This window comes from bacterium, assembly GCA_016786595.1.
GTDB lineage: Bacteria > Bdellovibrionota_C > UBA2361 > SZUA-149 > JAEUWB01 > JAEUWB01.
The window spans coordinates 1-13,806 of the sequence record JAEUWB010000005.1; the positions used below are offsets into that span (position 1 = coordinate 1).

Here is a 13,806-nt window from a genome sequence, read left to right on the forward strand (position 1 = left end):
TGCCGGTGATTATCACTGTGTATGCAGACAGAACTTTTACATTCATCATCAAAAGTCCTCCTGCTTCATACTTGATTAAGAAATACGCAAAAATCCAGAAAGGTTCCGCTACAGCAAGCAAGGCAACAGTTGGAAGTTTGACGGATAAAGATTTAGAAGAAATTGCGAAAGTGAAAATGGAAGATTTGAGCGCATACGATATCGAGGCAGCGAAGAAAATTATCGCCGGCAGCGCTCGTAGCATGGGCGTTAAAACTCCATTCTTCGGCTAAGCATTGGTAATACAGACAAGACACTACATAGATAAAATATTATGGCGGGATTAACTAAAAAAACTAAGGCAGTTCGTGAGAAAGTAAGCTCCACTAAGTTTTACGGGCTTGACGAAGCTGCTACTCTTTTATCTACGCTTCCCAAAGCAAAATTTGATGAAGCAGTTGATATCGCAGTCAAGCTTGGAGTTGATCCACGTAAAGCTGAAGAAAACGTGCGCGGCGTAGTTTCACTACCACATGGTAATGGCAAAACAGTGCGCGTGGTTGCCTTCTGTACAGGCGCGAAAGCTAAGGAAGCTGAAGAAGCTGGTGCAGACTTCGTTGGCACTGAAGAACTTGTTCAGAAAATCCAGGGCGGTTGGCTCGAATTTGATAAAGTAGTGGCCACGCCTGACATGATGGTCATGGTTAGTAAGGTTGGTAAGATTTTAGGACCACGAGGCTTGATGCCAAATCCGAAACTTGGATCTGTAACTCCAGAAGTTGGTAAGGCCATTAAGTCAATCAAGGCAGGTCAAGTTGAGTTCCGCGTTGAGAAGGCCGGCATCGTTCATGCCAGCATAGGCAAAGTCTCATTTGGAACACAAAAAATTAAAGAAAACGTTGAATCAATGATTGATGCAATCATTAAGATGAAACCCAAGACTTCTAAGGGTGTTTATTTAGAGACGATTTCAATTTCATCGACGATGGGCCCAGGAATAGCGATTGATCCAGTCCCATATAGAAAAGTTTAATCTGAGTTTTATAGAGATAGCAAAGTAGGCTTAAGGAAATCATGGCACTTGTAGAAAAAGAACAAATGGTTACAGAGTTGAATCAGAATTTCAGCTCAGCTGTAGCGTCGTTTGTTGTCGAGTACGCTGGTATTTCAACTTCTGAAGTCACCGCGGTGCGCAGGAAGTTAAATGCTAAAGGCGCTCGACTCAAAGTTATCAAAAACACACTCGCACGCCGTGCAGTGACTGATACAGATCTTGCTAAACTGGCAGAGCATTTTAGCGGTCCAACAGTAGTTGTCTTCGCTGACTCTGATCCAGTTGAGTCGGCAAAAATCTTACTTGATTTTGCCAAGAAGAATGAAACGGTAAAGCTCAAAGGCGGATATGTTGACGGCACGATCATTGAGGGGAAGGAAATTGAGGCGCTTGCGAAAATGCCAAGTAAGCTTGAGCTTCAGGCGAAGTTACTTGCATTAATTGCTGCTCCGGCAACTCAATTAGTGCGCTTACTTAACGCTCCAGGTACAAATTTTGTTCGCTTACTTGACCAGTACCGACAAAAGTTGGAGCAAAAAGGCCAGTCATAAATATTTTAGTAACAAATTGATTTTTATTTATTTTTAAGGGGGAAAGAACATGGACGTTAATATGGAACAAGTAAAGGACTTCATTAAAGGAATGTCCTTAATGGATGCTGCTAAGCTTGTAAAAGAGCTTGAAGAAGAGCTTGGCGTTAGTGCTGCTGCTCCAGTTGGCATGATGATGCCAGCGATGGGTGCTGCTGGCGGCGCTGCTGCAGCTGAAGAGAAGACTTCTTTCACAGTTGTGCTTGCAGACGTTGGCGCGGAAAAGATCAAAGTCATTAAAGAAGTTCGCGAAGTGACTGGTCTTGGACTTAAGGAAGCTAAGGACCTCGTTGAGGGTGCTCCAAAGCCACTTAAAGAAGGCGTGTCAAAAGACGAAGCGCAGAAAATCAAAGAAAAAATTGAATCTTCAGGCGCTAAAGTCGAAATTAAGTAAGCTTAGTTCAAACGAACTAAGCAAAAATACTCAAGTTGGCGTGTGATTTTTGCAATGCAACTGACACAGCAAACTTGAGTATTGATACTAATTGTGAAGTAAGCGTTAAGTAAGCAGCCAGCTCAACAAGCTAACCCTTGTTGTCGGGCCAGAAAGCATCGGCATTTTGATTAAAAACATTTTTTGCAGCGGATTCTAAAAGATATTCAATAGGTCGAGGACAAATCGTCTGAGTTGGCGATTTTTCCAGTCGGCCTTTTGTCATTTCCGGTTTTAAGAACGCAACTTGAATTCTTAAACTGGTCAGCCTTAAGACGAATCTTTAGCTGCTAAATTGAGCAAGAAGTATGGCAACAAAAGTAACCACGCGTCACCGTCTCCGCAGAGATTATTCCAGACTTGAACATGTTTTAGATACACCAAATCTAATTCGTATACAAAAGGATTCTTACGATCGATTCCTCCAAGCTGAAATTTCGGCAGACGCGAGAGAGAATTTCGGACTACAAACTGTATTTAAGTCCGTATTCCCAATTCGCGACTATAATGACACAGCTTCGCTAGAGTTTGTCTCCTATGCCTTAGGCGTTCCCAAATACGATATGTATGAATGCCACGAGCGTGGGATGACCTGGGCTGCGCCATTAAAAGTTACGGTGCAATTGGTACTCTGGGAAACAAATACTGACGGGTCTAAGCAGATCCGTGACATTAAAGAGCAAGAAGTTTACTTTGGCGAAATTCCGCTGATGACCGAAAATGGAACTTTCATGGTCAATGGTACAGAGCGCGTGATCGTTAGTCAGCTCCACCGTTCCCCAGGTGTGTTCTTTGATCATGACAAAGGTAAAACTCATTCATCCGGTAAGTTGCTTTATAATGCACGTATTATTCCTTATCGCGGCTCTTGGTTAGATTTTGATTTTGACGTGAAAGATGTATTGCACGTCAGAATCGACCGTCGCCGTAAGCAAAATGCAACGGTTTTGTTACGTGCCTTGGGTATGAGTAGCGAAGATATTCTAGCCAAGTTTTATAAAACCGACCAAATTTACTTCGAAAAAAATGGCGCTTGCTTTAAGGTTTATAACGCCGATCAACTCGAAGGGCAGCGTGCGTTTAAAGATGTTAAGGGCAAAGATGGCAAAGTCGTTGTAAAATCAGGGCAAAAGTTCAGCCGCGCAATGATCCGCCGCATGACTGAAGCCAAGGTTGAATCAATCGAAATCGATCCAGATTCAGTTGTCGGAATGGTTTCTGCGAAGACAATTATTGTTGCCAATGAAGACGTCCGTCAGCCAGGTTCGAAAGAAGTTTTGTGCCGGGCTGGAAAAGTATTTGTCGGCTGGGCAGATATCGCAAAGGCACTTGGTGCAAAATTAAAAAATGCTGATGAAAAAACAGCACAAGAGGTGTTTTCTCAGTTTACGGTTGTTGTCGCTGCCGGCGAGAATTTCACAGCTGACGTAATCGACGCCAAGGGGCGCATTAAAGCCAAGGGCTCGCTGACGCAAATGCGCGAGCTTGGTATTGATGATTTCAAGGCGATTTACACCAGCGAAACGCATATCGGGGATTCGCTTTTAAAGACGCTTTTGGGCGATAGCCTTGAGCCTGCACGAGAAGATCTTGCGCAACACTTCCTCAATCTTCCTCAGAAGATGGCGCTTGTCGAAATCTACAAACGTATTCGTCCGGGCGATCCACCACGCATTGAAACAGCTGAAGCTAGCTTCAAAAATTTATTCTTCAATCCTGAGCGTTACGATTTATCTCCAGTCGGTCGCTTAAAGATGGATTTTAAACTTTACGGCGGCCCACGCTCATTTAGTAAGCGTGAAAAACTGCAAAAGAAAAAGGATCCACTAACTGGATCTGAGTTCACAGAAAATTGCATTCTTACAGCAGAAGATATCTGCGAAACAGTGCGCTATTTACTTGAGCTTCGTGCTTCGACTGATCCGCTCAAATATCAAACTGATGATATCGATCATCTTGGTAACCGTCGTGTGCGCTCTGTGGGTGAATTGATTGAAAATCAATATCGCCTCGGATTAGTGCGCATGGAACGCGCGATTAAAGAACGCATGAGCATTCAAGACATCGAGACTTTAATGCCTCAAGACCTGATTAACTATAAACCAGTTTCTGCTGTAATTAAGGAATTTTTTGGTTCCTCACAGCTTTCGCAGTTTATGGATCAAACTAATCCACTTTCTGAAGTCACCCATAAGCGTCGTCTAAGTGCGCTTGGACCAGGAGGATTAACGCGTGAACGTGCGGGCTTTGAAGTGCGTGACGTGCATCCGACTCACTACGGGCGCGTTTGTCCAATTGAAACCCCAGAAGGACCAAATATTGGTTTGATTTCTTCATTGGCAACATATGCTCGCGTTAACGAGTATGGATTTGTTGAAACAGCTTATCGCGTTGTGGAGCAGGGAAAAGTTACAAGTAAGACCGTGTATCTTTCAGCGATGGAAGAAGACAAGGAAGTGATTGCCCAGGCTAACGTAGAAATTAGCAGCGATGGACGCTTCGAAGAGGAATTCGTTTCTGCTAGAAAAAATAACGAATTCCAGCTTGTTCCACGCGATGAAGTCACACTTGTTGACGTAAGTCCGGAACAATTAGTGAGTGTTGCTGCGGCGTTGATTCCATTTTTGGAAAACGACGACGCCAACCGTGCCTTGATGGGTAGTAACATGCAACGCCAAGCTGTGCCGCTTGTCAAAACAGACGCTCCGTTTGTTGGTACAGGCATGGAAAAAACTGTTGCTCGTGATTCTGGCGCGACAGTAGTTGCTAAACGCCCTGGTGCAGTGGAGCTTGTTGATGCTGATCGTATCGTAATTAAAGCCGATAAGCGTGCTGACGACCCACTTGATACAGGCGTCGATATTTATAATTTGATTAAATATCAGCGTTCAAATCAAAACACCTGTATCAACCAGCGCAATATTGTGCGCGTTGGTGACGTGGTAAAGGCTGGCGAAGTTATCGCAGATGGTCAATCCACTGACATGGGTGAACTTGCGCTGGGTCGTAACATGCTTGTCGCATTTATGCCTTGGCAGGGTTATAACTTCGAAGATTCGATTTTGATTAATGAAAACGTAGTGCGTGAAGATGCCTTCACTTCAATTCATATCGAAGAATTTGAATGCGTAGCTCGTGATACCAAACTTGGTAAGGAAGAAATTACTCGCGATATTCCAAACGTTGGCGAAGAAGCACTGAAAAACCTGGATGAATCAGGAATTGTTCGCATCGGCGCTGAAGTAAAACCTGGCGATATCCTCGTCGGTAAGATTACGCCAAAAAGCGAAACGCAGTTATCTCCTGAAGAAAAACTGCTCCGCGCAATTTTCGGTGAAAAGGCAGGTGAAGTCCGCGATACAAGCTTGCGATTACCTCCGGGCGTTGAAGGAACGATCATTTCTGCGCATGTGTTCTCGCGTAAGGGCACAGACAAAGACGAGCGCATGAAGCAAATCGAAAAGAATGACATTGCAAAACTTGAGCAAGATCAGCGTGATGAGATTCGTATCTTACGTGAGTCTGCGCTTAAGGAAATTGCGAGCATGCTTGTCGGTAAAGAACTAACCGCGCGCTTGGCCGATGATAGTAAAAAGCAATTACTGGCCAAAGGTGAAGTGCTTAACGAAGAAATCATTCGTGGTATTCCGTTTGAATACTTGCGTGACGTTCAAGTTGGCAATGAGAAGATCGAAAACGAAGTCAGCCGTATCGTTGTGGGTACTGGCCAACTAATCAATAATAAACGCGCCGCGCTTAGCGAAAAAATTAAGCGTCTTAAGGAGGGCGATGAACTTCCTCCAGGCGTAATTAAAATGGTTAAGGTTTTCGTTGCAATTAAACGCAGACTTTCTGTGGGCGATAAAATGGCTGGTCGTCACGGTAACAAGGGCGTGCTTTCACGCGTGTTGCCGCAAGAGGATATGCCGTATTTACCAGATGGCACACCAGTTGACATGGTCCTGAATCCACTCGGCGTTCCTTCGCGAATGAACGTTGGGCAGATTTTAGAAACTCACCTGGGTTGGGCCTGTCATGGGATTGGACGTAAAATCCGTGACCTAGTTGAGCAGGTTGCAGATCCAAATAACCCCATTCGTGAGCACTTGCTCAGAGGGCAGTCTAACGTTACGCAAGTTACTGGCGAAATCCGTAACATTCTAACAGAGGCCTATCGTCAAGATGAGAAGTCAAAATTAATTAATAGTTTGAATGATGTTGAAACACTCCAGCTCGCGCAGAAAGAAATGCGCGGAATTCGTGTTGGTACTCCTGTGTTCCAGGGTACTGGCGAAGCCGAAATCCGCCGACTGCTCAAGCTTTCTGGGGTTGAAGAACATGGTCAAACTGTGCTTTTCGACGGCCGCACAGGTGAGAAGTTTTCTGAACCTGTGACAGTTGGCGTGATGTATATGTTGAAACTGCATCACCTTGTCGATGAGAAAATTCACGCACGTTCAATTGGACCATACTCGTTAGTTACGCAGCAGCCACTTGGCGGTAAGGCGCAATTCGGTGGTCAGCGTCTTGGGGAAATGGAAGTTTGGGCTCTTGAAGCTTATGGCGCAGCGTATTCACTGCAAGAATTCTTGACGGTAAAGTCTGATGACGTTGCTGGTCGAACACGCATGTATGAGGCCATTGTCAAAGGCGAGAATATTCTTGAACCAGGCCTACCCGAATCATTTAACGTAATGTGTAAAGAGTTAATGAGTCTAGGACTGGATGTAGATCTGATCGAAGAACAAGTAGCTGAGGCACAAGCAGAACCGAAGCCTGAAGGAAGCGAAGTGAAAGTTGCTCCTGCAGTGTCTGAGGCCGCGGAAATGCCCCAGGTAAATGTAAGTTTGAACTAAAGTAACTTTAAAGCTGAATAATTTAGGAAATAATATGGACGAGTTTTTTAGCCTGTTCGAAAAGCCAAAAAATCCATCAAACGTGAGAGCTTTACGCATCTCAATTGCTAGCCCGGAGAAAATCCGCAGCTGGTCGTTTGGTCAGGTAAAAAAGCCTGAAACGATTAACTATCGCACATTTAAACCTGAACGCGATGGTTTGTTCTGTGCCAAGATTTTCGGACCGACAAAGGACTACGAATGTAACTGCGGTAAATATAAACGCATGAGACATCGCGGAGTTGTTTGCGAAAAGTGCGGCGTTGAAGTGATTCAATCCAAAGTTCGTCGTGAACGTATGGGGCACATTGAACTTGCCGCTCCGGTTGCGCATATTTGGTTTTTAAAATCACTCCCCAGTCGTATTGGAAACATCCTGGATTTCACGCTTCGTGACTTGGAGAAAGTGCTTTATTTCGAATCTTACGTCGTGCTCGACCCCGGTAAGTCGAAGATGAAAATCGGCGAGCTAATCAATGAAAAAGAATACCGCAAGTATCAAGAAGACCACGGCTACAGCTTCAAGGCTGGTATTGGAGCCGAAGCAATTCGTGAAATGCTTAAAGATATAAACTTAGAGAAGCTCTCCAAAGAACTTCGTAAGGACATGCTAGCTGCGACTAACGAAGCTAAGAAGAAGAAACTCGCTAAGCGCTTGAAAGTTGTTTATTCTATGCTTTCTAGTGGAAATAAGCCGGAGTGGATGATTCTTGAATGCGTTCCAGTAATTCCACCAGACTTGCGACCCCTTGTGCCACTCGATGGCGGGCGTTTTGCAACCAGTGATTTGAATGATCTTTATCGCCGCGTGATCAACCGTAATAATCGTTTAAAGCGTTTAATTGAATTAAACGCACCTGACATTATTATTCGTAACGAAAAGCGCATGCTGCAAGAAGCAGTGGATGCTTTATTTGACAACGGTCGTCGTGGACGAGTGATTACTGGTTCAAACAAGCGTCAGCTTAAATCGCTAAGCGATATGCTCAAGGGTAAAACTGGACGCTTCCGTCAAAACTTACTCGGTAAGCGCGTTGACTATTCAGGCCGTTCTGTGATCGTTGTTGGTCCAGAACTAAGACTCCATCAGTGCGGATTGCCTAAGCAAATGGCACTCGAACTTTTTAAGCCATTTATTTACAACAAGCTCGAAGAGCGTGGTTATGTGACTACTATCAAGAGCGCCAAGAAAATGGTTGAGCAGGAAAAATCAGTAGTTTGGGATATTCTCGATGAAGTCATTAAGGAGCACCCGGTAATGCTTAACCGTGCCCCAACACTTCACCGCCTTGGAATTCAGGCTTTTGAGCCAGTGCTAGTTGAAGGACGAGCGATTAAATTACATCCCTTAGTCTGTACTGCATTTAACGCTGACTTTGACGGTGACCAGATGGCCGTGCATGTGCCACTTTCTGTTGAATCTCAAGTAGAAGCGCGCGTGCTGATGATGTCAACGAATAACATCTTAAGCCCTGCTAACGGTAAGCCAATTATTGTGCCTTCTCAAGATATCGTTCTTGGTCTTTATTATATGACGCGTGAACGTCCACTCGCGAAAGGCACTGGTAAAATATTTGCGAACAAAGAAGAAGTGATCATGGCATTCGATGCCGGGTCAGTTGAACTTCAAGCAAAAATTAAAGTTCGCATTGACGGTAAATTGCAGGAAACTACCGTTGGGCGTGTGATCTTGTTTGATACTTTCCCAGAAGGTTTGGGTTTTAGCTACGCCAACCGCGTAATGAAAAAGCGCGAACTTGGAGAGTTGATTGATGAGTGCTTCCGACTTTGCGGCAATAAGGCCACTGTAATCCTTGCCGACCGCATTAAGGATACAGGATTTAAATACGCCACTCACGCTGGTATCTCTATCGCCATGACTAATATGGAAATCCCAGCCACTAAGGAGCGACTGCTTGGTGATGCGGATGAACGTATTCGCGCGGTTGAGCAACAATATCAAGAAGGTTTGATCACTGCAGGTGAGCGTTACAACAAAGCGATTGACATCTGGGCCGATACGGCTGACCGTGTGGCAACTGAATTGATGAAGGGAATTTCTACAACTCAGTTTAGAGATGGTGATAAATCAGTTGAAAGCCCAAGCTTTAATCCGATCTTTATGATGGCCGACTCTGGAGCGCGAGGTTCGGGACAGCAAATTCGTCAGCTTGCGGGAATGCGTGGATTGATGGCTAAGCCAGATGGATCAATCATTGAAACGCCAATTAAGGCGAACTTCCGTGAAGGTCTTTCGGTGGGCGAATACTTTATTTCAACCCACGGCGCACGTAAGGGACTTGCTGATACGGCCCTTAAGACTGCTAACTCTGGTTACCTAACGCGCCGTCTTGTTGACGTTGCGCAAGATGCGATCGTTACCGGCGTAGATTGCGGAACTTTAAATGGTATCGACGTGACAGCGTTAACTGAGGGCGGTGAGGAGATCGAATCTCTTTACGAGCGTATTCTTGGGCGCGTAACCCTGGAAGATGTAATCGACCCTGTCGGTGGGCATGTTTTAGTTAATGCTAATACTGAAATTAACGAAGAAACAGCAGACAAAATCGTCGATGCAGGTATTGACCGCGTACGCATTCGTTCTGCCTTGACCTGTGAACAGCGTTACGGAATTTGTGCCTTGTGCTATGGCCGTGACCTTGCTCGCGGACATCTTGTAAATTTAGGCGAAACCGTTGGCGTTATTGCCGCACAATCAATCGGTGAGCCTGGAACGCAGTTGACGATGAGAACGTTCCACATCGGAGGAACGGCGACTGGTCGCGCTGAGCAAACGAACCTACTTGCACGATATGGCGGTAATGTGCGCTATGAAAATGCCAACATCATTAACTCGCCACGTGGTATGGTTGTGATGGGTCGCAAGGCTGAATTAATTGTAGTTGATCCTAAAGAAAACCGAGAGAAAGAGCGTCATCCACTCGTTTTCGGTGCGGTAGTGAAATATCAAGAAAATACTGCAATTAAGCCTGGTGACATGCTTGCCGAGTGGGATCCGTTCTCAGTGCCAGTTATTACTGAGCACGGCGGTATTGCTCGTTGGAAAGATATTAATGAGCAAACACTCGAAGAGCGTACTGACGAACGCACAGGATTCGTTGAGCGCCAGATTCGTGAAGCGCGTGTGCGCACTGCGGATCTTCGTCCGGCGATTATTGTTGAATCTGAAAACGGTCAACAGTATGTGTTCCATCTTCCGGTTGGGGTTAAGGTCACTGTTGATAATAATTCCGAAGTATTCCCAGGATCGATTCTGGCTAAGCGTGAACGTGAGACAACAAAGACCAAGGATATTACCGGTGGTCTGCCACGCGTAGCTGAATTGTTTGAAGCCCGTAAGCCAAAAAATCCAGCTGTGATTGCTGAAATTGATGGCACAGTGAGCTTCGGTGAAGATTCTCGTGGACGTCGTCGTGTGGTTGTTACTCCAGAAGTGGGGGATGCCTGCGAATATATTATTGCTAAGAACACCCATTTATTAGTGCATGAAGGTGACCGGGTGCGATCTGGAGATGCTTTAACTTCAGGTTCACCAAATCCGCATGACATTCTACGCGTGCTTGGAGTTGAAAAACTAGCTGAGTATCTGGTGAACGAAGCTCAAGAAGTTTACCGTTTACAAGGCGTGAAAATTAACGACAAACATATTGAAGTTATTGTGCGCCAAATGTTGGGCAAAGTTAAAGTCATGGATCCAGGCGACACTAGCTTCCTTGCGGGAGATTCAGTTGACCGTTTTGAATTCCAAGAACAAAACAATAAGGTTGCGGCTGAAGGTGGAAAACCTTCGACTTATGAGCCACTCTTACTTGGTATCACTAAGGCATCTTTGACTACAGAAAGCTTTATTTCTGCAGCAAGCTTCCAGGAGACTACAAAAGTTCTTACTGAAGCAGCTATCAGTGGTAAAACTGACTACTTAAGAGGTTTGAAAGAAAACGTCATTATGGGGCGACTCATTCCAGCTGGAACTGGGTTTAGCATCTTAAATGATGGGCCACTTGAGGTTGAAGGTGATGCACAACGGGGTGGTTCTCAAAACGTAGTGGTTTCTGGTTAAACGGACTCTGCTGGGGAAGGCTCTGATTAAGTTTTGCAACTGCACAGCAAGCTGATTGTGAGCCATTACACCATGGCTGTCGTGGCAACAACTGTTCCCTAGTAAAAAATATGAATTGAACCTATTTACTGCTTAGGCTGAACTTTTCTACCGTAAGTAACTTCACCCTTATCTACGCGAACAGAGAATCCACATTCTGTATTAGTGCAAGCCCAAGCTTTGAAAATAACGGTCGCTCCTTCTTGCCCGTAATCAGAGAGTGGGACTAAGACCCCAGTTTTGCACTTTGTGCACTCTGGATAGGTAATTTTTGCTTCCATAACTAACCTCCCCGCAACAACTTCGTGATTGAATTGATACCGAGGTTCTATAATAAACGCTAAGTTTATGGAAGCCAACGAATGTCGAAGTGATTACGCTAACTTCCATGGTTTGTTAGGAATTATCTTTGCGCATAGACTTGCACTTGAACTTAGCCTTGAAAAGGGGAAGGATAGGGTTAAGTCTCAGTTCGAGCCTAAGCTAATGGATAGTAATCTATAACAGTCACCGCCAGTATATTGCAAAATGCAAAACCATCTCACACTTAACGCGCACGCCAAAGTTAATCTCGCGCTAAAAATTGTCGGGCGCTACCAGAACGGTTATCACTCTTTAGTTTCTCTGCTTGCGCCAATCTCGTTACACGATCGAGTTTCAATTGAAACCATTGCCGAAGGCGACTTACCAACTGGCCAGAAATTTGTGTCAGAATTTACTGAAACCAAACGCCTGGAGCTGCATCGTGCTGCGGCGGAGCAACATCCGGTCTCGGCGCTAGACCCAAGCAAAAACACAGTCAATTGTCTGGTTTCATTATTGTATGAGAAAAATTTACTTCCACCTGACAGGTATTTCAAAATTTCAATATGTAAAGATATTCCAACTGAAGCAGGCTTGGGCGGGGGAAGCTCTGATGCTGCGGCCGTATTAAATGCCTGTATTCAATTTTTCGACTTAATGCTTAGTGAACAGGAAAAGGTAAGTATCTGTTCGCAGATTGGATCTGATGTCCCGGCGCTTTTAAATCTTGTTCCTCAGTGGATTTTTTCGTCGGGGACAGTAATAAAACAAATAAACCCACATAGAAAAAGTCAATTATGGAAAGAATTATCTAAGTACAAGATTTTACTCGTAAAACCTCCAGTTGGCTCAAATACTGCGAGTGCATATCATGATTTTTCGGCTAAGATGCCAGATTTGCCTACTTTTTCTAACTCACAAGTTGGCCTAAAGCCTGGACTTCTAGAGCAGGAAATGGTTGAAGAAGCTCTTTCAAAACTCGGTCTTGAGGCCCGTGCTTTAGAGCCGAGCCAAGGTCGAGAAAAGAAAAATATATATGCAGATCCATTATCATTTCTCGGAAATGATTTCGAGAATGTGGTGTATGTAACACATCCACCAATTGAGAAGGTTCGTGCTGAGTTAGTCCGACTGGGGGCAATCAAAACGTTGCTTGCCGGAAGCGGCAGTACTGTGCTTGGTTTCTTCCCTACGCATGATCATAATGTGCAGGCAGAGTCGAATCTAACTCGCGCTATATTTCCTTCTGGAAGTTTTATATCTGCCGTTGATTTTTCTTGTTGGGCGGTCGCCAAGCGGTAAGGCACCGGTTTTTGGTACCGGCATTCGAAGGTTCGAATCCTTCTCGCCCAGCCAATTTTCTTTTGAAGGAAGGAAAATTGGCACAAAGGAAACGGGTAGTTTTCTTTGTGCGTAAGCGGGGGAGAAGTGATGAGAACCAAACGCGTAGCTTTAGCGGAGCTAGCAAATAAGGAGAATCCTTCTCGCCCAGCCAATTTTCTTTTGAAGGAAGGAAAGCTATCTTCTACGTCATCCTGAGCGGAGCGTAGCGGAGTCGAAGGATCTCCAAGGATTTGCAGCGATACGCTTGGAGATCTTTTGATTCGCCCTAACGGGCTCACTCAAGATGACAGTTTGAGTGAATGTAAAGGAAGGGTATTAAGTGAGACGAGGTAAGCTAACAATCATTTCGGGACGATCTAATCCGCCGTTGGCGGAGGCAATTGCCAATGCCGCTGGCGCAGAACTTGGACGCTGTGAAGTGCGCCTATTTAGCGATGGTGAAATCTATGCCGAGATTGTCGACAACGTCCGTGGCGGGGATATTTTCGTTGTGCAGAGCACCTCGCACCCTGGAAATGATCATTTAATGGAATTATTGATTCTCCTTGATGCTTTAAAGCGCGCAAGTGCTGAAAGAATTACGGCCGTGATTCCATATTTCGGCTATGCACGTCAGGATCGCAAAGTGCGTCCACGTGCTCCGATTACAGCAAAATTAGTTTCAGATTTAATTAGCACTGCTGGCGCTGATCGTGTTTTGACAATGGATTTACATGCCGGGCAGATCATGGGCTTTTTCGATATCCCGGTCGATAACTTATTTTCCATGCCGGTTTTAATTAAATATTTAAAAGATCATTACGGCGATAAAGAGCTTTGTATTGTTTCTCCAGATGCGGGTGGAGTGCCGCGAGCGCGTGCCTACGCGAAGCGTCTCGACGGAGCACTGGCGATTATCGATAAGCGACGCTCAGGGCCGAATGAGGTTGCGGAAATGAATGTCGTCGGAGATGTGCAAGGTAAAGTTGCCATTCTTGTTGATGATATTGTCGATACTGGCGGTACGATGATTAAAGCTGCTGAAGCTTTAAAAGCGCAAGGTGCAACTGAAGTAATTGCTTGCACGGCGCACGGAGTTTTATCTGGTG

Annotated in this window: 9 protein-coding genes and 1 tRNA gene; 9 read left to right on the plus strand and 1 reads right to left on the minus strand. The window is 45.0% G+C overall.

Features of this window, described 5'->3' with window-relative positions; all coding sequences use genetic code 11:
• The 6 genes from JNK13_01435 to rpoC form a co-directional block, all read left to right on the plus strand.
• A partial coding sequence (locus tag JNK13_01435) for a 50S ribosomal protein L11 (protein MBL7661390.1) occupies positions 1-272 on the plus strand: 272 nt, incomplete at its 5' end.
• A 41-nt stretch (positions 273-313) separates the two neighbouring features.
• Entirely contained in the window at positions 314-1,012 is a 699-nt protein-coding gene (locus JNK13_01440) for a 50S ribosomal protein L1 (protein MBL7661391.1), read from the plus strand.
• Positions 1,013-1,053: 41 nt separating this feature from the next.
• Positions 1,054-1,584 (plus strand): 50S ribosomal protein L10, encoded by a 531-nt coding sequence (gene rplJ / locus JNK13_01445; protein ID MBL7661392.1) that lies wholly within the window; start codon positions 1,054-1,056, stop codon positions 1,582-1,584.
• 49 nt (positions 1,585-1,633) lie between these two features.
• On the plus strand, positions 1,634-2,017 hold the full coding sequence (gene rplL, locus JNK13_01450) for a 50S ribosomal protein L7/L12 (GenBank protein ID MBL7661393.1): 384 nt from the start codon (positions 1,634-1,636) through the stop codon (positions 2,015-2,017).
• A 347-nt stretch (positions 2,018-2,364) separates the two neighbouring features.
• Positions 2,365-6,912 carry a DNA-directed RNA polymerase subunit beta gene (rpoB, locus tag JNK13_01455; protein ID MBL7661394.1) on the plus strand — a complete coding sequence of 1,516 codons (4,548 nt, stop codon included), beginning with the start codon at positions 2,365-2,367 and terminating at the stop codon, positions 6,910-6,912.
• A 34-nt stretch (positions 6,913-6,946) separates the two neighbouring features.
• The gene (gene rpoC / locus JNK13_01460; protein MBL7661395.1) at positions 6,947-11,032 is read left to right on the plus strand and encodes a DNA-directed RNA polymerase subunit beta'; all 4,086 of its coding nucleotides are present in this window, start codon (positions 6,947-6,949) and stop codon (positions 11,030-11,032) included.
• A 125-nt stretch (positions 11,033-11,157) separates the two neighbouring features.
• Here the strand turns inward: rpoC and JNK13_01465 are convergent, their stop codons facing one another.
• On the minus strand, positions 11,158-11,352 hold the full coding sequence (locus JNK13_01465) for a hypothetical protein (protein ID MBL7661396.1): 195 nt from the start codon (positions 11,350-11,352) through the stop codon (positions 11,158-11,160).
• A gap of 247 nt (positions 11,353-11,599) precedes the next feature.
• Here JNK13_01465 and JNK13_01470 point away from each other — a divergent pair, with 247 nt between their 5' ends.
• The 3 genes from JNK13_01470 to JNK13_01480 all read left to right on the plus strand — a co-directional run.
• The gene (locus JNK13_01470; GenBank protein ID MBL7661397.1) at positions 11,600-12,676 is read left to right on the plus strand and encodes a hypothetical protein; all 1,077 of its coding nucleotides are present in this window, start codon (positions 11,600-11,602) and stop codon (positions 12,674-12,676) included.
• A tRNA-Gln gene (locus JNK13_01475) sits at positions 12,656-12,730 on the plus strand. Before JNK13_01470 ends, JNK13_01475 begins: the two co-directional genes overlap by 21 nt.
• Positions 12,731-13,037: 307 nt before the next feature.
• Positions 13,038-13,806: ribose-phosphate pyrophosphokinase (locus JNK13_01480; protein ID MBL7661398.1), on the plus strand; the 769-nt coding region annotated here is incomplete at its 3' end.

Excerpts from the sequence above, each read along its gene's own strand:
- rplJ (MBL7661392.1), top strand. The coding sequence starts at position 1,054 with ATGGCACTTGTAGAAAAAGAACAAATGGTTACAGAGTTGAATCAGAAT.
- rpoB (MBL7661394.1), top strand. The coding sequence starts at position 2,365 with ATGGCAACAAAAGTAACCACGCGTCACCGTCTCCGCAGAGATTATTCC.
- rpoC (MBL7661395.1), top strand. The coding sequence starts at position 6,947 with ATGGACGAGTTTTTTAGCCTGTTCGAAAAGCCAAAAAATCCATCAAAC.
- rplL (MBL7661393.1), top strand. The coding sequence starts at position 1,634 with ATGGACGTTAATATGGAACAAGTAAAGGACTTCATTAAAGGAATGTCC.
- JNK13_01465 (MBL7661396.1), bottom strand. The coding sequence starts at position 11,352 with ATGGAAGCAAAAATTACCTATCCAGAGTGCACAAAGTGCAAAACTGGG.
- JNK13_01440 (MBL7661391.1), top strand. The coding sequence starts at position 314 with ATGGCGGGATTAACTAAAAAAACTAAGGCAGTTCGTGAGAAAGTAAGC.
- JNK13_01470 (MBL7661397.1), top strand. The coding sequence starts at position 11,600 with ATGCAAAACCATCTCACACTTAACGCGCACGCCAAAGTTAATCTCGCG.